Genomic DNA, 21,767 nt, shown 5'->3' on the forward strand with positions numbered 1-21,767 from the left:
ACCATAGCCATGTCTTTGGATTTTTTATTGAAAGGACAATTGGCTTTTTTGAATAAGCATTTTGAGGTAGTCGCTGTTTCAGGTGAGGATGAACATTTAAATACTGTTGCTGAACGTGAAGGAGTAAGGGCAGTTGCTATTGAAATGCAACGGAATATTAGTCCGCTAAAAGACTTGCTGTCTTTGTGGAAATTGTATCTTTTGTTCAAAAAAGAGAAGCCCCAAATCGTTCATTCAATTACCCCGAAAGCAGGTTTGCTGTCTATGCTGGCTGCTAAATTAGCTGGCGTTCCTGTTCGTATACATACTTTTACAGGTTTGATTTTTCCTTCTAAAACGGGTTTGTTGCAAAAAATATTAATTCTGATGGATAAGCTTCTGTGTAGTTGTGCTACACATATTTATCCGGAAGGACAGGGTGTGAAACAGGATTTGATAGAATATAAAATCACTTCTAAACCCTTGAAAGTAATTGCTAATGGTAATGTGAATGGAATCGATACTGCTTATTTTTCAAGAGAACAGCTGTCTTTTCAGGAACAACAAACTTTAAAAAAAGAGTTGGGAATTGGTGAAAATGATTTTGTTTTTATTTTCGTAGGTCGTTTGGTAGGTGATAAAGGTATTAATGAATTAATAGATGCTTTTAAGTGTTTGGCTGTCAGTTCGAGCGCTGTCGAGAACCAGAGCGCATTTGGGAGCAATCAACAACTCACAACTGACAACTCACAACCGACAACGCACTGTCACCCTGAGCCTGTCGAAGGGCTTAATTTAAAACTCCTATTAGTCGGTTCTCTGGAAACCGAATTAGATCCCTTGCAACCAGAAACTTTAGCAGCAATAGAGAACAATCCTAATATTATTGCAGTGGGTTTTCAATCTGATGTTCGTCCTTATTATTCAATAAGTAATGTACTGGTATTTCCATCTTACCGGGAAGGATTTCCAAATGTAGTAATACAAGCCGGAGCTATGGGATTACCAAGTATCGTAACGGATATCAATGGATGTAATGAGATAATAATTGACGGGAAAAATGGAATAATCATTCCGGCTAAAAATTCAAATCAGCTTTTGGAGGCTATGGATAAAATAATGAAGGATTTACAATTTTATTCGCAATTGCAAAACAATGCAAGACCAATGATCGTCTCCCGTTATGAACAAAAAGTAGTTTGGGAAGGGGTATTGGAAGAATATAGAAATCTGTTTAAATTTATTTAAAAAAGAAATTTTCTTTTTTTTTATCCCTAAGAAATAAAAAAGTTTTTGAAAATTCATCAAAATTACACCCTTTAGGGTTGGGGAATTAATTTTGATGAGTTTTAAACAAGCTACAAAAAATAGAAAAAGTGTATAAGATTTTTTTTAAAAGAATAATAGATTTCCTAGCTGCTTTGATTGGATTTGTAATGTTGAGTCCATTATTTTTAATCGTTACAGTTGGCTTGTTTTTTGCTAATCAGGGCAAGCCCTTTTTCTTTCAGTTGCGTCCGGGGATGGATGGTAAAATATTTAAGATTATTAAGTTCAAAACCATGAACGATAAAAAAGATACTCATGGGAATTTGTTGCCCGATGCGGAACGTTTAACAAAAATTGGAGCTTTTGTTCGTAAAACTTCTTTAGATGAGATTCCGCAGTTGCTTAATGTTATAAAAGGCGACATGAGTTTGATTGGCCCCCGTCCTTTATTGGTGCAATATTTACATTTATATTCTGATTTTCAAAATAGACGACATGAAGTCAAACCGGGAATTACAGGTTGGGCACAGGTCAATGGACGTAATGCGATTTCATGGGATACAAAATTTGAATTGGATGTTTGGTATGTAGACCATGTTTCATTTATTTTGGATTTAAAAATTCTATTCAAAACTATTTTGAAAGTAGTAAAGAGCGAAGGAATTAACGCAGCAGATGCTGCCACAATAGAACCGTTCAATGGAAACTAAAATCATTTTATTTGGCGCAAGCGGACATTGCAAAGTAGTGATTGATATTTTACAATCCTGTAATGAAAAAGTAACCTGTATTGTTGATGACCAACCTAAAATAGCATTTTTGTTAGGAGTAGAAGTTTTGTCATCTGGTAATTTTGTTACTGATAGGAACCAAAAAATGATCATTGCTATCGGCGATAATGCTATTAGAAAAAAAATTGTTGACAGATTAAACGGTACTTTCCATACAGCCATACATTCACAGGCTATAATTTCAAATTATTCCACCATTGGAAAAGGAGCGGTTATTGCTCCGGGAGTGATTATTAATGCAGATGCTGTTATTGGTCAACACTGTATTATTAACACAGCAGCCATAGTAGAACACGATTGTATTGTAGAAGACTATGTGCATTTATCACCCAATAGTGCTTTGGCCGGTGGTGTAAAAGTGGGAGAAGGAACCCATATCGGAATTGGCGCCAAAGTCATTCAGGGAATAACCATCGGCAAATGGGCAACTATTGGAGCCGGTGCTGTAATTATCAAAGATGTACCTGATTATGCTGTTGTAGTTGGTAATCCTGGTAGAATTATAAAGAGTAAAAAAAGTATATAAGTATAAACATTTCAAAGACTTTTGGTGTATTGAAAAACAGTGTTTAATTATAGCTCAATCGTATTCCCCTCTTGAGAGGGGGGAGGGGTGTGTAAAAATAAAAGTATTAATCGTTTTTGTTTTTCCGTATTTTGAATATAGAGAAAATAAAATCTTAAATGAACTTATATGCCTTTTATAGTTAAAAAATATAAAGTATAGTTGTGGTATTAATTCTTTTCCACCCTTTAGGGCAGGGGAAAGAAAAAGAATAGAGTGTATTTGAATCAAAAGAGAAAAAATATATAAATGAACAATTCTAAAATATGGCTGTCTTCTCCCCACATGGGAGGAAACGAACAAAAATTTGTAAACGAAGCTTTTGAAACCAATTGGGTAGCTCCGTTAGGGCCTAATGTAAATGGATTTGAAACGGATTTAGAAAATTATTTAGACAGTACGGTTCATGTTGGGGCTTTGAGCTCCGGTACGGCAGCCATTCATTTGGGATTAATATTATTAGGGGTTCAGTCTGGAGATGAGGTGATTTGTCAAAGTATGACTTTTTCGGCTTCAGCTAATCCAATATTATACTTAGGAGCAACTCCTGTTTTTGTGGATAGCGAATCGGAAACCTGGAATATTTGTCCTCTTGCTTTAGAAGAAGCAATTCAGGACAGAATGAGTAATGGAAAAAAACCAAAAGCCATTATTGCGGTGCATTTGTATGGCATGCCCTTTAAAGTGGATGAAATCAAAGCTGTTGCTGAAAAATACAATATTCCAATTTTAGAAGATAGTGCCGAAGCCTTGGGGAGTAGGTATAAAGGACAAAAGTGCGGAACTTTTGGAGATATCGGGGTGCTGTCTTTTAATGGGAACAAAATCATCACCACTTCGGGTGGAGGAGCTTTAGTTAGTACCAATAAAGAAATTAAAGATAAAGCCGTTTTTCTGGCTACTCAGGCCAGAGATAATGCCCCACATTATCAACATTCAGAAGTGGGATACAATTATCGTATGAGTAATATTTGTGCTGGTATTGGTCGTGGGCAAATGGAAGTATTGGATGCTCATGTCGCTTTGCGCCAAAAGATGAACGAATTTTACAAAGAAATGTTTCAGGGTGTTTCAGGAATTAGCGTTTTTGATAACCCTAATCCGGATTTTGAGTCTAATCATTGGTTGACGGCTATTGTAGTTGATTCAGCTAAAACAAACGGAATTACCGCTGAGCAAATTCGATTGGCTTTAGAAAAAGAAAACATCGAATCCCGACCTTTATGGAAACCGATGCATTTGCAGCCTGTTTTCGAAAATTATCCTTATTATGGCAAAAATGTAGCTCAAAATTTGTTTGAAAACGGTTTGTGTTTGCCATCGGGATCTAATTTAACAGAAGAAGATAGGGCAAGAATAAAAGCGGTAATTACACTTTTGTTGCACTAGAGCTAGTTTATTTAATTTAAAAGTTTTCTTGTGTCTGTCTGAGCTTGTCGAAGACCTCGTTTTGATAATACACTTTTGTTACATTAAGAACATACTCTTTTAGATATTTAACAAGTTAACGAGACTGTTAAATTGAAAGTTTTGTCGAAAACAAAACCTTTATTGTAGCACAACCGTATTCCCTTCTTTCAGAGGGGCTGGGGTGTGTAAATCAAGTGTTGAAAATATTTACATATTCATTTTGCAACCACAACTCATATCGATTTCCTTAAAAAAAGATGGGTCATAAATAGGGATACTCCATACATAGTCCATAACATATATGGACAAATAATTAGATTTTTTTATAAGATAAAATTTATTGTTTAAAACAGTTTCTATTAGTAGAGGACATTATAATCTGACAATAGATAGCTAACTAATAATTGAAACTGATTTTAAGATTTTTTGATGTTGTAGATATAATTCTACAAAATAATTCTTTCGACTATTGTAAAGCCTACGATGCTAATTTCTTATATTTGCACCAAAATTATAATTTTATGAAGTATTTCTGTTTATCAAAAAGTGTTGCTTTCTTCTTTTTGATGTTCTTGTTTTTTTCCTGTACTCCTAAAAAAAACCTCTTGTATTATCAAAATATTGATGATATGGCTTCGGCAAAATTAAATTCGTACGAAATAAGAATTCAACCTGATGATTTATTAACGATTAATGTGTCCGCAGAAGATCCTAAAATTACAGCCCCATTTAATTTGAATCCGGTAAATGTTATTGGTGAAGGAGGTCAGGGTCAGGCTGGTGGAAATAAATCAGTGATTAATGATTATTTGGTAGACGCAGAAGGCTATATTGATTTCCCTGAATTAGGAAGATTAAAATTAGGAGGATTGACACGTTCAGAAGTTTTAGCCCTTTTGCAGAAAAAAATTGGAGCTTACATAAAAGATCCGATAATAACAGTAAGGGTTAAAAATTTTAAAGTAGCGGTACATGGTGAAGTTAATGGAGCCGGAATTGTAACTAGTGCTACGGATAGACTTACTTTAATTGAGGCCTTAACGCAAGTTGGGGATTTAAAGCCTACGGCAAACAGAAAAAATATTTTAGTGATTAGAGAAATTGATGGGGTGAAGTCTTTTTTCAGAGTGGACGTAACCAAGTCCGATTTTATCAATTCGCCTTATTATTATCTGGCTCAGAATGACGTAGTATATGTAGAACCTAAAAACAGATCTTTAAGTCCGGATATGACTTTGTTTACGACAATTAGTTCTATGGCAATGACTTTGGTATCTTTAATTTTAGTCCTTACAAAATAGTTTATGGAGAATAATATGCAGACAGAAGATTTTGGACAGGAGTTTGATCTTAAAGCTGAAATAAATAAGTATTTAACCCATTGGAAATGGATTGTGCTAAGTGTAGTGCTGGTGTTATTTTTAGCGATACTGAAAGTAAGATACACATTACCAGTTTATAATGCGGCCACTAAAATTTTAATGAAAGATACTCGAAAAGGGGGGCGTCTTTCAGAAGCAGCTGCCTTTTCTGATTTGGGATTAAATTCTGGAGCTAGAAACGTGGATGATGAGATTGAAATTATGAAATCAAGAACATTATCGGAGGCTGTTATTAAAAAATTAAAATTTAATATTTCGGTTATTTCTCATGGGAAAGTCTTGGATTTGGAGTTGTATAAAGACAATCCAATAGAGGTACATTTTATTAATCAGACTCCGGATTTTGATGAGCAATCGATGTGGTTCGAGTTTGAAGAAACACCCGCAGGTACTTTTAAATTAAACAGTGAGAATAATCTAATAGTTAATGGAAGTCAATTTAGATTTGGTCAGGCTATTAAAACCCTTTATGGTGATTTAATTATAACCAAAGCCAATCATGTAAAAAGAGCTAAGATACATCCATTGACGATAAAGGTAAGTCCTCTAAAAAGTGTGGCTGCCAGTTACAGAGGAAGACTTTCGGTGGAGCCATTGACAAAAGGGAGTAATGTAGTGATACTTAGTATAACTAATGCCGTAGAGGAAAAAGCAGAATTGTTTTTGGATTGTTTGGTGAAAACTTATAATGAAAATGCAGTGGCTGATAAGGAATTTATTTCTAAAAACACCTCTGTTTTTGTTGCCAATCGTTTAGATTTGATTAGTAAGGAGTTGTCGGGAGTAGAAAAAGATGTAGAAAAATTCAAAGTAAACAATCAATTGATTGATTTAGAAGCTGAAGCGGGTTTGTATGTTGCGGGTTCAAATGAGTTTAATAAAAAAGCCATAGATGTACAGGTACAATTGACTGTTTTAAATTCCGTTTTGGAATACGTAAAAAAAAGTACTAGTGAGAATTTATTACCGGCAAATTTACTTTCTGATGTTGGTGGTGATGCCTCTACTTTGATTAGTTCTTATAATGAAATGGTTTTAGATAGAAGCAGATTGTTAAAATCAGCTACAGAAACCAATCCAACAGTAGTTAAAATAGATCAGGAACTAGCAAGTTTGAAGTCGACACTTTTATCCAGTTTAGGAAAAAGTAAGGCCATGTTGCAAATTCAAATGAAAAATATTGAAGCTAATGAAAATCTTTTTAACGGTAAAATTCAAAAAATACCTTCTAAGGAACGGCAGTTCAGAGAGATTGAACGTCAGCAAAAAGTAAAGGAAGAATTGTATTTGTATTTATTGCAAAAAAGAGAAGAAACCGCTTTGGCATTATCTTCAACAGAACCTAATGCCAAGGTAATTGATGCCGCCTTGTCTACAGGTCCGGTAACTGTAAAACGAAGTGTGATTCTATTAGGTGCCTTTGTTTTAGGCTTATTAATTCCAATAGGGATTATATTTCTAATTGATTTCTTAGATACCAAAATTAAAAGCCGATTGGATTTGGAAGGAAAAACAACCATACCTTTTATTGGAGATGTACCTACTTCTGAAGATGCTTCGGTAATTATGCAATCTGAAAGTCGATCCAGTTCAGCTGAAGCCTTACGTATTATTCGAACGAATCTGGAATTCATGTTAAGTAAAGTGCCTGAAGGAATAGCAAAAACTATTTTTCTGACCTCTACTTTTTCAAAAGAAGGGAAGACATTTGTGTCGGTAAATCTAGCAGCTACATTTGCGCTTTCGGGTAAAAAAGTATTGTTAGTGGGTATGGATATTAGAAACCCTAGACTAGATGATTATTTAACATTACCCGACAGAGGTTTTACTAATTATTTGTCGTCTAAAGATTTAAATTTAGAAGATTTAATTATTAAACAAGCAGCTTATGAAGATTTCCATGTGTTGCCAGCAGGAGTAATTCCTCCCAATCCGGCTGAGTTATTGATGAGTAAAAAAGTAGATTCTTTTTTTGAAACTATAAAAAAACAATACGATTATGTTATTGTGGATACAGCTCCTGTGAGTTTGGTAACAGATACCTTATTAATTGCCAAACATGCTGATACTTTTATTTATGTAGCACGTGCTAATTTCTTAGAAAAACGCATGTTGGATATCCCTAATAGTCTTTATCGAGATAATAAATTGCCTAATATGTGTATGTTACTTAATGATACCGATTCGTCTAAAGGCTATGGTTATGGTTATGGTTATGGCACTAAGGTAGAAAAAAAGACATGGTATAAAAAGATTTTTAATAAATAATAAAATACTTAGAATTAAAAAAAGCATCAAAAGTTTATAAAGTTATTTTATAATTTTTTGATGCTTTTGATTTATATAAATAGAGATAAAAATGACCATTGAGAAAACACCAATTAATGATTTAGTAATTGTAAATCCTGCTGTATTTCACGACGAAAGAGGCTATTTTTTTGAAGCCTATAACCAGTCGAAGTTTGAAGTAAATGGAATAAATTATAATTTTATTCAGGACAATCAATCTTTTTCTAAACGAGGGGTAATTCGCGGTTTGCACTTGCAAATCAATCCTTTTGCGCAAGCCAAATTAGTTCGTGTACTAGAAGGAGAAATCCTGGATGTAGCAGTTGATTTAAGAAAAAAATCGCCCACTTATGGTAAGCATTTTTCAGTAATTTTAAGTGCCGAAAATAAAAAGCAATTAATGGTACCGCATGGTTTTGCGCATGGATTTTCAGTATTGAGTGAAACGGCTTCGGTTTTGTATAAAGTAGATCAAGTCTATCATAAAGAGAGTGAAAGAGGCATCCGTTACGATGATCCAGTTTTAGATATTGACTGGAGAATAAGTCCTGATGAGGTGAATGTATCGGAGAAGGATATTATTTTATCCGGTTTTAATGAAATTGACTGGGAGTTTTAGATTAATTGTTAGAATAGAGTTGTAATTAATATAATCATTCTGATTTTTTTTTGCACCCTTTAGGGAGGGGAGACAAAAAAGAATGTTATTGTATCGGAGAAGGATATTATTTTACCCGCTTTTGATAAAATGGATTGGGGATTTTAGTTATCGGTTCTAAGTTTTCTGTACCATTTCCCGATATTTATCGGTAAGCTACAACTCAATTTAGAATTCATAATTAGAGTATACAATCGCTTTAATCCTTTTTTTTGCTCCCTTTAGGGTTGGGGCAATCAAAAAAAGGATAATTGAGTACAATCATTCTGATTCTTTTTTGCACCCTTTAGGGAGGGGGCAAAATAGAATGTAGATATTAAGTAATGATAATAATTCGCGAAATTCGTTAGATAAGAAATAAATGAAAAAAATACTGATAACAGGAGGAAACGGACAGCTCGGTTCTGAATTACAAGTTTTATCAAAAATACATACCCAATATGAATGGGTTTTTACCGATTATCAAGAATTGGATTTGTGTGATTTAGACAATTTAGCAATTGCAATAGAAGAAATAAATCCACAAATCATTATCAACTGTGCAGCACATACTGCTGTAGATAAAGCTGAATCAGAATATGAATTGTCGGATATTTTAAATCATAAAGCAGTAGCGATTATGGCCAAATGGAGTTTTGAAAATCATTGCCAATTCATCCATGTCTCTACCGATTATGTTTTTGATGGTAATTCGGCTGTAGCTTTAACGGAAGAGGCTCCTACGAATCCTATCAATGTGTATGGTGTCACTAAATTAGCAGGGGAAAAAGCCTGTATGCAAAATAATCCGGATGCTATTATTATCAGAACATCATGGGTGTATTCTAGTTTTGGAAATAATTTTGTAAAAACGATGTCCCGATTAATGCAGGAAAGAGACAGTTTGAATGTGGTCAACGACCAGATAGGAAGTCCTACTTATGCCGCCGATTTGGCTCAGGCAATTTTAACAATTCTTCAGTATGCAAAATGGCAATCAGGAATCTATAATTTCTCTAATGAAGGAGAAATAAGTTGGTTCGAATTTGCATTAGCGATAAAGGAAATTGGAGACTTCGATTGCCAAATTAGTGGAATTCCATCATCAGCATATCCTACACCGGCCAAACGTCCTGCTTATTCTTTATTGGATAAAACAAAAATCAAAACGACTTTTGAAGTTGTGGTTCCTGATTATAAAGAAAGTTTGAGGAATTGTATGGAGTTGTTGAAAGTTAGAAGTTAGAAGTGGACGGGATGATTAAATTTCTTTTTCCACCCTTTAGGGAGGGGCAAGAAAAAGAAATTTTTAGTGTATGGGAAAACAAAAAGAAATTAAATAAAGGACTAGGTACTAATTTCTAAGGACTAAAATTTAAAATTAAATGAAAAAAATACTAATTACCGGTGGAGCCGGTTTTATCGGGTCTCATGTGGTGAGACGCTTTGTAAATCAATATCCCGATTACCAAATTTTTAATCTGGATGCACTGACCTATGCAGGGAATCTTGAAAATATTGCCGACATTGAAAAACAACCCAATTATACTTTTATTAAAGGAGATATTGTTGATGCTGATTTTATTGATAAGTTGTTCCAAGAACATCAGTTTGATGGAGTATTGCATTTGGCAGCCGAATCACACGTAGATCGTTCAATTACGGATCCTATGGCATTTGTAAAAACGAATGTGATTGGAACGGTTAATTTATTAAATGCAGCCAAAACGATTTGGAAAGATAATTCAGAAGGAAAGCGTTTTTATCACATCAGTACCGATGAGGTCTACGGAAGTTTAGGAGCCGAGGGATTATTTACGGAGACTACGGCTTATGATCCCAATTCTCCTTATTCAGCTTCTAAAGCCAGTTCGGATCATTTTGTGCGTGCTTATGGAGAAACCTATGGTTTGCCTTATGTGTTGACCAATTGTTCCAATAATTATGGTCCCAATCATTTTCCTGAAAAACTAATTCCATTATTTATTAATAATATTATTAATAACAAGCCGTTACCAGTTTATGGCGATGGAAAATACACTCGCGATTGGCTTTTTGTAGAAGATCATGCGGTGGCTATTGATTTAGTCTTTCATAAAGGAAACAACCATGAAACCTATAATATTGGAGGATTCAACGAATGGCAAAATATTGATTTAGTAAAATTGCTGTGTAAAATAATGGACGATAAATTGGGCAGAAACTCTGGAACTTCAGAGCAATTGATTATTTATGTTAAAGATCGCCCGGGACATGATTTGCGTTATGCAATTGATGCTACAAAGATCAACAAAGAACTAGGATGGAAACCTTCGGTGACTTTTGAGCAAGGCTTAGAAAAAACCGTAAATTGGTATTTACAAAATCAAGTTTGGTTGGATAATGTAACTTCAGGAGCCTATGCTTCTTATTATGAGAAACAGTATTCATAAATTTATTTCTAATAATGTTGTCAGTTGTCGTTTTTTTAACTCACAACTCATAACTCATAACTCATAAAAATGAAAGGAATTATACTAGCTGGAGGATCCGGTACCCGTTTACATCCGTTAACATTGGCCATGAGCAAGCAAATGATGCCGGTATATGACAAGCCGATGATTTACTATCCTTTATCAACTTTAATGTCGGCAGGAATTAATGAAATTTTGATTATTTCAACTCCTCATGATTTGCCTAATTTTAAAAAACTATTGGGTGATGGATCTCATATAGGTTGTTCGTTTAGTTATGCTGAACAGCCTACTCCTGATGGATTAGCACAAGCATTTGTGATAGGGGAAGAATTTATTGGTTCTGATAGTGTGGCCTTGGTTTTAGGAGATAATATTTTCTTTGGGTCAAATATGGATGAATTGTTACAATCCAATACCAATCCTGAAGGAGGAGTGGTGTTTGCATATCATGTTTCTGATCCGGAGCGTTATGGAGTAGTTGATTTTGATGCTAATTTGAAGGCTATTTCTATTGAAGAAAAACCGTTGAAACCCAAATCAAATTTTGCCGTTCCAGGTTTGTACTTCTATGACAATTCAGTGGTGGAGATTGCTAAAAATATAAAACCAAGTGCTAGAGGGGAATATGAAATTACCGATGTCAATAAAGCCTACCTGGAAAAAGGAAAGTTAAAAGTAGGGATTTTGAGTCGTGGTACCGCATGGTTAGATACTGGGACTTTTAACAGTTTAATGCAAGCTGGACAATTTGTTCAGGTTATTGAAGAGCGTCAAGGCTTAAAAGTAGGTTGCATTGAGGAAATTGCATGGCAACAGGGATTCATATCAGATGAACAATTAAAAGCACTTGCCGAGCCTTTAAAAAAGTCAGGTTACGGAGAATATTTATTAGAATTATTGGAGCATAAATTATAGTATTGATTTTCTATATTAGATACATTGTTTTACAGAGCGGTTTTAAATGTTAATTTTTTTAAGAAAAATCGAACTCCATTTTTTATAACAACTTTATGTACTATTTTTGAAGTCTAAAATAAAAAGCATATTTTGAATAAAGGAATTGATAGAACAGCTGCTGATAGATTTGCAAATCTTTTTTCAAAACAAGGTTTGGTGCTTAATGTCCGAAATTTAAGTTACTTACCTAGATGGATTGTCGTTGGCATTGATTTAATGGTGCTTGTTTGTAGTTTTTTCTTCACCAAACTAATAATTAATGGTATTGGTTTGCATTTTATTGTTTTTAATAATAAAATCCTTTATATCTGCTTCTTGTTATCGATAAATGTTTTTTCATTTTGGATATTTAGAACTTATGCAGGTATTGTTAGGCATTCTTCCTATATGGATGCTATTAAGTTATTGTTTTCTCAAGTATCAGTATTAGTCTTTTTTGTTACAGTTAATTCTGTTTTTCAGTTTTTTTATGGCTATAAAATATACTTAAATACAGCACTTTTTATATATATGGTGCTATCATTCTGTGGTTTGTTTTTATACCGTGTGGTTGTGAAACAAATTTTCGAACATTTTTTTTCAGAAAGGAATGATGTTAAATTACCCAGAACCGTTATTTATGGAACAGATGCTAATGCACTTGCTGTAGCCAATGCCTTAAAATTAGAAATGCCTAGCCGTTTTAAAATTGTGGGTTTTGTAGATAAAAATAGCCAGAATTCTTCGAAGCGAATGATGGATTTGCCTATTTTAATTCAAAAGAAAAAATTACCTACATTAATGCGTTCAGTGGGTGCCGAAGGGGTTATTATTGCCGATAAAAGCTTGTCAAAAGAAGAGCGATTAGTCATAGTAGAACAATGCTTGGAATTTAACTATAAAGTATACGTAGTTCCTTTGATAACCGATTGGGAAAACCAAAAAGAAATTTCTAAAAAGGTAAAAAGCTTACAGATTGAAGATTTATTGGATAGAAAACCTATTGTTTTGGATGGGAAATCGATTTCTAAGCAGTTAAAAGATAAAACCGTTTTAATAACGGGAGCCGCAGGTTCTATTGGGAGCGAAATCGTTAGGCAAGTTTTACTTTTTAAACCCAAAAGAATTATTGCTGTAGATCAAGCCGAAACACCATTGCATAATTTATGTTTAGAATTATCAGGCTCAGATAGCCCCTCTAAAATTGTTACTCTTGTGGGTGATATTAGAAATAAAGATGCTATCAATACTATTTTTAATGATTATCATCCTGATGTAGTCTATCATGCTGCGGCATACAAACACGTTCCTTTGATGGAAGAAAATCCTTCTCAGGCTATTTTAACTAATGTAGAAGGGACTAAAAATATTGCCGATTTATCCTGTATGTATAAGGTAAAGAGTTTTGTAATGGTTTCTACAGACAAAGCCGTAAATCCAAGTAACGTAATGGGAGCCAGCAAGCGGATTGCCGAAAAATATGTGCAATCCTTGCAACTGAAATCGAATGCCAATAAAACCATTAAAAGCACTAAATTCATTACTACCCGATTCGGAAATGTCTTAGGGTCAAATGGTTCAGTAGTGCCTTTATTTACCAAACAAATTGCAGCTGGTGGCCCTATAACTATTACCCATCCAGATATTATCCGGTATTTTATGACCATTCCTGAAGCCTGTCAGCTAGTTCTAGAAGCAGCTGCTATGGGCAAAGGAGGCGAAATCTATATCTTCGATATGGGAAAACCCGTTAAGATTATCGATTTAGCTCGAAAAATGATCAAATTAGCAGGTTTTGTACCTGATGAAGATATCAAAATCAAGATTGTAGGACTGCGACCAGGGGAGAAATTGTATGAAGAATTGTTGAACGATACCTCAAAAACAATTCCAACACACCACCATAAAATCATGATTGCCGAAGAAATTCAAGAAGAATTTGAAATCCTTCACGATGAAATAGAAGAACTCATTACTATAGCCAACTTCCATAAAAAAGAGGCTATTGTATCTAAGATGAAAAAAATAGTTCCTGAGTTCAAGAGCATGAACTCTACTTATGAAGTGCTTGATAAATAAGTCTTTTAATTAATCTCAAAGATTATAAAAAATAATTGGTGTAATTTGTGGTGCAATTTTAACCACAAAGTTTACTAAGTTTTTCTCAAAATTGACAAAGATTTTAACCCAAAGATTATAAAAGATAATTGGTGCAATTTGTGGTGATAAATTTTAACCACAAAGGACACAAAGCTTTCCGCAAAGTTGACAAAGATTTTAACCCAAAGATTATAAAAATAATTGATGCAATTTGTGGTGCAATTTTAACCACAAAGTTTACTAAGTTTTTCGCAAAGTTCACAAAGATTTTACCCCAAAGATTATAAAAATAATTGGTGCAATTTGTGGTGCAATTTTAACCACAAAGTTCATAAAGTTTTTCTCAAAATTGACAAAGATTTTAACCCAAAGATTGTAAAAATAATTGGTGGGATTTGTGGTACAATTTTTAACCACAAAGTTTACTAAGTTTTTCTCAAAATTGACAAAGATTTTAACCCAAAGATTATAAAAAATAATTGATGCAATTTGTGGCTGACTTTTTAATCCAACTTAAAAAACTGATTATTCCCTATAATCTCCTTCAGCGGACTGATATCTTTAATTTTTACTTTTAAATCAAAAGCAGCAATATGATTGGCATGATGCACATCACTCCCTACAAAATCATACATACCTTTTTGCAGTAACTGTTCCGCAATTGTAGCAATATTGCCTCCATAATAACCAACAACAGCCAATAGGTTCAGTTGAAACAAGCAACCCGCTTTTTTAAGTTTTTCGTATTCACTAAAGTTTTTGTGGTAAAACAAATAACGTTCCGGATGCGCCAAAACAGGAGTATAACCCGCTACTTGCAAATCAAATAGTATCGAGTAGAGTTGGATAGGCGCATTGATATACGACATTTCTACCAATACATAATTATCCTTCAAAGTCAGTAAATCTTTTGACTGAAACAGGCGTACAAACTGATCGTCCATCAAATACTCCGCTGCCGCTCGAAATGGGCTCGCGATATTGTTTTGTTGAAGTTCGGCCAGAGTACTTTTATGATTGGCAAGTATAGATTCATGGCTGTTCTCCCAAACATGCTGAATGATATGAGGCGTAGTAATAAACTGAGTGATTCCAAAGCCTTGTAGTGCCTGAGTCAAACGCAAGCTTTCTTCAAAAGTTTTGGCACCATCATCAATACCCGGTAGCAGATGAGAGTGAATATCAATATGGTTATCGGGAATCAAATCCTTCAAAACCGACTTAGATTTAAATAGCGTAAACATGGTGCAAAGATAGGGAAAAAGTTGTGGGTTATGAGTTATGAGTAGAGGTTAGGGAAATAATTTTCGTTTTTCCCCAGCCTTAAAGGGAGCCGAAAATTCATAACGTTCTTTATGAATAACAACGTCCTATTTCTTTTTCTCCCTTTAGGGGTAGGGGTAGAAAAAGAAATAACAAAAACATTCAGTTTTTTTGCCCCTTTAGAGCGGGCAGGGCAAGAAAAGAAAATACTATTCGTTTTCAATTAGCCCACAACCCACAACCCACAACCCACAACCCACAACTTATAACCCATAACCCATAACTTCCACAAGGGGTAGGGCTGTGTAAAAATATAACATGAAGTCAATTCTGATAACCGCCAACTCACAACTTTCATGTGGATTATATTTAAGAAAAGAAATCAGTATAAAATTTTCGTTTTTCCCCAACCCTAAAAGGAGTCGAAAATTCAAAACGTTCTTTATTAATAACAACGTTCTAATTTCTTTTTCTCCCTTTAGGGGTAGGGGTAGAAAAAGAAATAACAAAAATACTCAGTTTTTTTCCACCCTTTAGGGCGGGGAAAGAAAAAAACTTTAAGGTAGGGGTAGAAAAAGAAATAATAAAAAACACTCAGTTTTTTCCACCCTTTAAGGCAGGGCAAGAAAAGAAAATACTATTCGTTTTCAATTAGCCCACAACCCACAACCCACAACCCATAACTCATAACTCATAACTTCCACAAGGGGTAGGGGTAGAAAAAGAAATAACAAAAAACATTCAGTTTTTTTGACCCTTTAGAGCGGGCGGGGCACGAAAAGAAAATACTATTCGTTTTCAATTAGCACTAAACGTATTCCCCTCTTAAGAGGGGTTAGGGGTGTGTTAAAAATGTAAAGGGATAAACCAATAGTTGTCAATTAGCCCACAACCCATAACTCATAACTCATAACTTCCACAAGGGGTAGGGGTAGAAAAAGAAATAACAAAAAACACTCAGTTTTTTCCACCCTTTAAGGCAGGGCAAGAAAAGAAAGGAGAAGTTCATTTACAACCCACAACCAATAACTCATAACTTCCACAAGGGTTTAGGGCTGTGTTAAAAATGTAAAGGGATAAACCAATTGTTGTCAATTAGCCCACAACCCATAACTCATAACTCATAACTTCCACAAGGGGTAGGGGTAGAAAAAGAAATAACAAAAACATTCAGTTTTTTTGACTCTTTAGAGCGGGCAGGGCAAGAAAAGAAAGGAGAAGTTCATTTACAACCCACAACCCATAACTCTTTTTTAGGTTGATAATCGTATTTATTTGGATATTGTAATAATCGATTAGTATATTTACCCATGACAGCAATAAACTAAATAAAAGTACCGTTGGAAACCCGTATTTATTCAAATAGCACAAAATACAGCATCAGAGAAATACTGCGCAAGAGCCTCAAAGGTTATCGCTCTTCCTTTCATCTGGCCAAACAACTGGCCAAGCGCGACATTACTTCCCAACACCGCCAATCCATTTTTGGCATTTTTTGGGTAATCATGCCCGTAGTCATGAATGCTATGGTGTGGATTTTTCTGCAAAGTTCAGGAACCATACAGCTAACCCCTACCAATATTCCCTATCCCTTATTTGCCTTAGTAGGCACCACCATCTGGTCTATATTTGGCGAATGCCTGAACATGCCTATGAGTGCTATTAACGGCAACCGGGGCATTATCACCAAAATCAATTTCGAAAAAGAAGCCCTTATAAGTCTGGGGTTTATCAAAGTAGGTTTTAACTTGTTGATAAAATTAAGTATGATTCTGTTTTTTATCCTCTATTTTCAGGTTGTACCTAGCCTATCCATGCTGCTTTTTATTCCGTTTTTAGGTCTGGTGATGGTATTTTTTGCCAGTATAGGAACCATCATTTCACCCATTGGTGTTTTGTACAATGATATTAGCAAAATAATTCCAATAGGCTTACAACTCCTGATGTACATTTCACCAGTTTTGTATGTTGTGCCTAAAAGTGGCTTGATGCAAACTGTGATGCAATACAATCCACTGAGTTATATCATTACTGATATTAGAAATACACTAACAGGAATGCCCATTGAAAACAGCTTTTTCTGGTTAGGATTTTTAGTGGTTACCCTGTTTTTAAGTCTAATGGCAATGGTAGTCTATCGCGTGTCGATGCCTATTATAACCGAAAGAATGAGTTAATGATGAACGGAGAAGTATTAATAAAAGCCGAAAATGTATCTAAGAAGTTCGCTAAGAGCCTCAAGAAAAGCCTGCTCTATGGAGTCAAAGATGTCATTAGTGGCATTACGGGCAGAGAGCAGGATAAAGCCCTGCGCAAAGACGAATTCTGGGCTGTAAAAGACATTAGTTTTGAAGTACGCCGCGGCGAATGCTTGGGCTTGATAGGCCACAATGGAGCGGGAAAAAGTACCCTGCTCAAAATGCTCAATGGTTTGATTTCGCCTGATGAAGGTACTATTACCATCAAAGGAAAAATAGGCGCTCTGATAGAACTTGGCGCGGGATTTAATCCTATTTTAACGGGTAGAGAAAACATCTACAACAATGCAGCCGTAATAGGTTTTACTAAAAAAGAAATAGACCAAAAGTTTGATGCAATTGTAGCCTTTGCCGAACTAGAAGAGTTTATTGACATGCCAGTACAAAACTACAGCTCGGGCATGAAAGTACGCCTGGGCTTTGCCGTAGCCGCCCAAATGGAACCCGATGTATTGCTAATTGATGAGGTCTTGGCTGTGGGGGATTTGGGGTTTGCTTTAAAATGTTTTAAAACTATAGATGCTCTTTTGCCGAATACCGCTATGATTTTTGTTTCGCATGCAATGCCTATGATTTCAAGAATTTGTAATCAAATTATTTTGATGGAAAATGGAGTCTCACGATTTCTAGGTCAAGATGTTGGAAAAGGTATTGATTTGTATTATAATCATTTTGCACAAAATGAAACTAATGTAGTTTTCTCTGATGGGAGTATAAATTTAGAATCAGTAGAAATATTAAATGTGCCAAAAAATAAAAAAGAAATTGCTCAATTAAATTGGGGGGATGATTTAAATCTTTATTTTAAATTTAGCCTAAATCGGCCAATTATAGATTTAATTTTTATAATAATTATATATGATAAAGAGCTTAGAGAAGTTGCTTATTTAAAATATAATGATGAACCTATTTTACCAAATCTTTTAGAGAATATAATAGAGTTTAAAGTTGAACATAATAAATTAGAATTGTCTAAGGGGATTTATTCTATAGATATTTCTGTTAATAAAGCTAAAAGTAAAGAACCATTTTTAAGAGTTAAAGGAGTTATTAACTTTCAAATTAATAATGATTACGATATTTATCCTCCTTTTTTACTTTCCACTAAGTTTATAAATATTCAAAGTTAAATATGGATAAAATCTTAAAAGAAAATTTAAAATTAAGTAATGATAGATTCCAGCTATGGAGCCATTTTATAAATCAAAATAAAATTTCTCATGTAACGGAGTTAGGTGTTTATAAAGGAGATTTTTCTAAATATATTTTAGATACTTGCGAAGTAGTTGAGAAATATTACATGATTGACCCTTGGCGGAATTTGGAAGACTGGAATAAACCGGCAAATACAAGTAATGATGAATTTGAAATTTTTTATAATAATACTATAGTTGAAACAAATTTTGCGTCAGAAAAAAGAATTGTTTTAAGAGGGAAAACTACTGAGGTAATAAATAAAATTGAAGATAAAACCTTAGATTTTATTTATATAGATGGTGATCATACGCTAAAAGGAATTACAATTGATTTACTTGCTACTTGGGATAAAATAAAAGATGATGGTTTTATTGCTGGTGATGATTTTTGTCCTTCAATATGGCAACATAGTAATGATTTTGAACCTACACTTATTTTTCCGTTTGTTCTGTATTTTGCGGAAGCTATGAATGTTAAAATATATGCATTACCCTTCAATCAATTTTTAATTTCAAAAAAAGATAAAGGTTATGAATTTATTAATTGGAGTGGTGAAAATTATGATGATATTAATTTGTTAACACACATTGAACAGGTAAAAAAAAATGTTTCAGAGAAAAAGGGAATAAAATTTTTTTTAAGATTTTTTAAAAATAATATTTAGTTATATATGAATAGGATAAATTTTATAGATAAAAGTATTTTTATACATATTCCTAAAAATGCAGGAACATCATTGATGAAAAGTTTTGGAAAAGAACAAACCACACACATTACTGCCAAACAAATAGAGGAGATAATCAATATTAAAGATTATTATGTTTTTTCAATTGTTAGGAATCCGTTTAATAGGTTTGTTTCATTATATAATTATGCAAGAATGGAAATAAGTTATTATCACAATAATATTTTTCCTGAAAGAGCATTATATGGGAAACATTTAGATTATGAATTATTAAAAAATGCCTCAATTTATGATTGTGCTGTTTTACTGCTTGAAGGAAAACTAAAACATGATGAATCATGGAATCATTGGAAACCACAATATACTTGGTTGTATGACAATGATAATCTTTTGGTAAATAAATTTTATCATTTAGAAAATTTAGAAGAATTAAGAGATGATTTTAATAAAAAAGGGTTTAAGTTAGAAATGCCCTCCTTAAATGTTTCAAACAATGATAATCTAATACTTGATGATGAAACAAAAAAAATAGTACTTGAATATTATAAAAAAGATTTTGAATTTTTTAATTATTCATAAATGGATTATTCTGTAATTATAAGAACAAAAAATAGTGAAAAAACAATTGAAAATTGTTTGGAAAGTATTTTTAAACAATCTATAAAACCATCAAAAATTATTATTGTTGATTCAGGTTCGAAAGATAATACACTTTCAATAATAGAAAAATTTGATGTATTAGTATTGTATTATCCTACCAATACAGAATTCAATTATTCAAAAGCTTTAAACATTGGAATTGAAAAATCTAAATCTGAATATATATTAATATTAAGTTCTCATATTGAATTGATTGATACAAATACAGTATTATGGATGTTTAATATAATTAACAGAGATATAAAATATAAAGCTGTATCAGTTTTGAGGACAGATTGTAAAGAAAATAAGCAACTTAAGAATGAAAATGAATTAATATTTAAAGAAAATACAATTCAAAATTTTAATGGTAGAGCAATGTATAATTTTTGTTCATTATTGAAAAAAGTTTCATGGCTGGAATATAAATTCAGTGAATTAATGCCACGATGCGAAGATCAGGATTGGGCATTACATTATTTAAAAAAAGGTTTTTACACTACTGAGATAAATAATCTTAAAGTTTTTTATTGTAATCCTTTTTATAATATTAAAAAAGACGCTTGGGATTATATAATTTTAGGTGAATATATTTATCCTTATTTTATTTCTTTGAAATATGTAAAATCTTTAATAAAGGATGCTGTTTTAAAATTTGAGAAAAGGGACTATAAGACTGTTAAGTATAATTTGTATATAGCCTTTTCAATTTTAATGCATAAATATGTAAGAAAAGCTAGAATTGTTTCTAAATATAATAATCATTTAAATTGAAAAAAATCCTTTTCATATCGCATGATGCATCTAGAACGGGTGCTCCATTAATACTTTTGGAATTACTCAAATGGTTAAATGCCCATCTAGACAATACAATTCTAATGGATGTGTTATTAATTAGAGGAGGAACATTAATACATCAATTTAAAAAAGAATGTCATACTGTTTATCAATATTCTGAACTAGATAATTTATTGAAATTTAGGGAAATAGTGCTGGATAAGCTGTGTTCGAAATTTAAAATTACAAACAAATCTAAAGAAACTTTGTTTTTTGAAACAATTGTAGCAAATAACTACGATTTAGTTTATGCCAATAGTATAGCATCTTTGCCATTTGCAGTTCAAATTAAAAATAGAATGCCTAGTGCAAAGTTATTATTGCATGTACATGAATTAGATACTATAATTCAACAGTCGGTTCCTGATTTTAATAGTTTTATTCCTTTTGTAGATAAATATATTGCCGTTTCTAGTTTGGTCAAAGAAAATTTGATGACTAAATACAAAGTAAATCAAGATTTGATTGCTTTAGTGTATGAGTTTGCTGTTATTAAAGACGACTTCAAGAAAAAAAACAATACAGTATTTACAGTTGGAGCGTCGGGATTAGTGCATTGGCGTAAGGGTTCAGATGTTTTTTTACAAGTGGCTAAATACATCGCTCAAAATTACTCACATGCCAAAATAAAATTTGTTTGGGTTGGTCATTTTGGAAATGATGAACTAATTATCAAAGCTGATATTGAAAAAATGGGATTAGGTGAAATAGTTCAATTTGTAGGGGAACAAACTAATCCAGGAGCTTTTTATTCAAATTTTGATGTTTTTTTATTAACTTCTAGAGAAGATCCTTTTCCTTTAGTTTGTATTGAAGTGGCTCAATTGAATAAGCCAATTATTTGCTTTGAAAAGGCATCGGGAACAACAGAGGTTATTGCAAAAGGTGGTGGTTTTGTAGTTCCCTATCTAGATAGTCCTGCCATGGCCGAAAAGATTATGTGGTATTATTCTAATCCAGAACAAGCAATTATAGAGGGTGCAAAGGCTAAAAGCCTATTTTTAGATTTTACAGCCGATAAAATGATACCATTACTTTATGAGCAAATTAATTTATTAATAAACGAAACATAAA

The 21,767-nt window shown here is 33.2% G+C and carries 18 protein-coding genes; 17 read left to right on the forward strand and 1 reads right to left on the reverse strand.

Annotation, left to right across the window (positions count from 1 at the left end):
• The first annotated feature begins 9 nt into the window (after positions 1-9).
• The 11 genes from AC4FRF_RS08070 (at position 10) to AC4FRF_RS08120 (ending at position 13,793) form a co-directional block, all read left to right on the forward strand.
• Entirely contained in the window at positions 10-1,227 is a 1,218-nt protein-coding gene (locus AC4FRF_RS08070) for a glycosyltransferase family 4 protein (RefSeq protein ID WP_491159141.1), read from the forward strand.
• A gap of 128 nt (positions 1,228-1,355) precedes the next feature.
• Complete coding sequence (locus AC4FRF_RS08075) at positions 1,356-1,958, forward strand: sugar transferase (protein ID WP_491158973.1); 603 nt, start codon at positions 1,356-1,358, stop codon at positions 1,956-1,958.
• Positions 1,948-2,565 carry an acetyltransferase gene (locus AC4FRF_RS08080; RefSeq protein ID WP_491158974.1) on the forward strand — a complete coding sequence of 206 codons (618 nt, stop codon included), beginning with the start codon at positions 1,948-1,950 and terminating at the stop codon, positions 2,563-2,565. The genes AC4FRF_RS08075 and AC4FRF_RS08080 overlap by 11 nt, the downstream gene beginning before the upstream one ends.
• 288 nt (positions 2,566-2,853) lie before the next feature.
• The gene (locus AC4FRF_RS08085) at positions 2,854-3,993 is read left to right on the forward strand and encodes a DegT/DnrJ/EryC1/StrS family aminotransferase (RefSeq protein WP_491158975.1); all 1,140 of its coding nucleotides are present in this window, start codon (positions 2,854-2,856) and stop codon (positions 3,991-3,993) included.
• A gap of 542 nt (positions 3,994-4,535) precedes the next feature.
• Positions 4,536-5,315, forward strand: coding sequence for a polysaccharide biosynthesis/export family protein (locus tag AC4FRF_RS08090; protein ID WP_491158976.1), 780 nt, complete (start codon positions 4,536-4,538; stop codon positions 5,313-5,315).
• 3 nt (positions 5,316-5,318) lie between these two features.
• Positions 5,319-7,664 carry a GumC family protein gene (locus tag AC4FRF_RS08095; protein WP_491158977.1) on the forward strand — a complete coding sequence of 782 codons (2,346 nt, stop codon included), beginning with the start codon at positions 5,319-5,321 and terminating at the stop codon, positions 7,662-7,664.
• A 91-nt stretch (positions 7,665-7,755) separates the two neighbouring features.
• On the forward strand, positions 7,756-8,304 hold the full coding sequence (rfbC, locus tag AC4FRF_RS08100) for a dTDP-4-dehydrorhamnose 3,5-epimerase (RefSeq protein WP_491158978.1): 549 nt from the start codon (positions 7,756-7,758) through the stop codon (positions 8,302-8,304).
• A gap of 400 nt (positions 8,305-8,704) precedes the next feature.
• Complete coding sequence (rfbD, locus tag AC4FRF_RS08105; RefSeq protein ID WP_491158979.1) at positions 8,705-9,568, forward strand: dTDP-4-dehydrorhamnose reductase; 864 nt, start codon at positions 8,705-8,707, stop codon at positions 9,566-9,568.
• Between the two features lie 139 nt (positions 9,569-9,707).
• Entirely contained in the window at positions 9,708-10,754 is a 1,047-nt protein-coding gene (rfbB, locus tag AC4FRF_RS08110) for a dTDP-glucose 4,6-dehydratase (RefSeq protein ID WP_491158980.1), read from the forward strand.
• A gap of 69 nt (positions 10,755-10,823) precedes the next feature.
• A complete protein-coding gene (rfbA, locus tag AC4FRF_RS08115; RefSeq protein ID WP_491158981.1) occupies positions 10,824-11,693 on the forward strand; it encodes a glucose-1-phosphate thymidylyltransferase RfbA in 870 nt (289 codons plus the stop codon).
• A gap of 144 nt (positions 11,694-11,837) precedes the next feature.
• Entirely contained in the window at positions 11,838-13,793 is a 1,956-nt protein-coding gene (locus AC4FRF_RS08120) for a polysaccharide biosynthesis protein (protein WP_491159142.1), read from the forward strand.
• Positions 13,794-14,317: 524 nt separating this feature from the next.
• Here AC4FRF_RS08120 and AC4FRF_RS08125 read toward each other — a convergent pair.
• Entirely contained in the window at positions 14,318-15,058 is a 741-nt protein-coding gene (locus tag AC4FRF_RS08125) for a tyrosine-protein phosphatase (RefSeq protein WP_491158982.1), read from the reverse strand.
• A gap of 1,359 nt (positions 15,059-16,417) precedes the next feature.
• Here AC4FRF_RS08125 and AC4FRF_RS08130 point away from each other — a divergent pair.
• Genes AC4FRF_RS08130 through AC4FRF_RS08155 form a run of 6 tightly spaced genes read left to right on the forward strand, consistent with a single transcriptional unit; the run spans position 16,418 to position 21,766 of the window.
• Positions 16,418-17,254 (forward strand): ABC transporter permease, encoded by an 837-nt coding sequence (locus AC4FRF_RS08130; RefSeq protein ID WP_491158983.1) that lies wholly within the window; start codon positions 16,418-16,420, stop codon positions 17,252-17,254.
• On the forward strand, positions 17,254-18,465 hold the full coding sequence (locus AC4FRF_RS08135; protein ID WP_491158984.1) for an ABC transporter ATP-binding protein: 1,212 nt from the start codon (positions 17,254-17,256) through the stop codon (positions 18,463-18,465). Before AC4FRF_RS08130 ends, AC4FRF_RS08135 begins: the two co-directional genes overlap by 1 nt.
• Positions 18,466-18,467: 2 nt before the next feature.
• Complete coding sequence (locus AC4FRF_RS08140) at positions 18,468-19,196, forward strand: class I SAM-dependent methyltransferase (RefSeq protein WP_491158985.1); 729 nt, start codon at positions 18,468-18,470, stop codon at positions 19,194-19,196.
• A 6-nt stretch (positions 19,197-19,202) separates the two neighbouring features.
• Entirely contained in the window at positions 19,203-19,796 is a 594-nt protein-coding gene (locus AC4FRF_RS08145; protein ID WP_491158986.1) for a sulfotransferase family 2 domain-containing protein, read from the forward strand.
• Positions 19,797-20,630 carry a glycosyltransferase family 2 protein gene (locus AC4FRF_RS08150; RefSeq protein WP_491158987.1) on the forward strand — a complete coding sequence of 278 codons (834 nt, stop codon included), beginning with the start codon at positions 19,797-19,799 and terminating at the stop codon, positions 20,628-20,630.
• On the forward strand, positions 20,627-21,766 hold the full coding sequence (locus AC4FRF_RS08155; RefSeq protein WP_491158988.1) for a glycosyltransferase family 4 protein: 1,140 nt from the start codon (positions 20,627-20,629) through the stop codon (positions 21,764-21,766). Before AC4FRF_RS08150 ends, AC4FRF_RS08155 begins: the two co-directional genes overlap by 4 nt.
• Position 21,767: the final 1 nt, after the last annotated feature.

This window comes from Flavobacterium sp. ST-158 (genome assembly GCF_058309975.1).

Coding starts and splice junctions, on each gene's coding strand:
- AC4FRF_RS08080 (WP_491158974.1), top strand. CDS start 1,948: ATGGAAACTAAAATCATTTTATTTGGCGCAAGCGGACATTGCAAAGTA.
- AC4FRF_RS08135 (WP_491158984.1), top strand. CDS start 17,254: ATGATGAACGGAGAAGTATTAATAAAAGCCGAAAATGTATCTAAGAAG.
- AC4FRF_RS08095 (WP_491158977.1), top strand. CDS start 5,319: ATGGAGAATAATATGCAGACAGAAGATTTTGGACAGGAGTTTGATCTT.
- rfbD (WP_491158979.1), top strand. CDS start 8,705: ATGAAAAAAATACTGATAACAGGAGGAAACGGACAGCTCGGTTCTGAA.
- AC4FRF_RS08145 (WP_491158986.1), top strand. CDS start 19,203: ATGAATAGGATAAATTTTATAGATAAAAGTATTTTTATACATATTCCT.
- rfbC (WP_491158978.1), top strand. CDS start 7,756: ATGACCATTGAGAAAACACCAATTAATGATTTAGTAATTGTAAATCCT.
- AC4FRF_RS08150 (WP_491158987.1), top strand. CDS start 19,797: ATGGATTATTCTGTAATTATAAGAACAAAAAATAGTGAAAAAACAATT.
- rfbA (WP_491158981.1), top strand. CDS start 10,824: ATGAAAGGAATTATACTAGCTGGAGGATCCGGTACCCGTTTACATCCG.
- AC4FRF_RS08090 (WP_491158976.1), top strand. CDS start 4,536: ATGAAGTATTTCTGTTTATCAAAAAGTGTTGCTTTCTTCTTTTTGATG.
- AC4FRF_RS08085 (WP_491158975.1), top strand. CDS start 2,854: ATGAACAATTCTAAAATATGGCTGTCTTCTCCCCACATGGGAGGAAAC.
- AC4FRF_RS08070 (WP_491159141.1), top strand. CDS start 10: ATGTCTTTGGATTTTTTATTGAAAGGACAATTGGCTTTTTTGAATAAG.
- AC4FRF_RS08140 (WP_491158985.1), top strand. CDS start 18,468: ATGGATAAAATCTTAAAAGAAAATTTAAAATTAAGTAATGATAGATTC.
- rfbB (WP_491158980.1), top strand. CDS start 9,708: ATGAAAAAAATACTAATTACCGGTGGAGCCGGTTTTATCGGGTCTCAT.
- AC4FRF_RS08125 (WP_491158982.1), bottom strand. CDS start 15,058: ATGTTTACGCTATTTAAATCTAAGTCGGTTTTGAAGGATTTGATTCCC.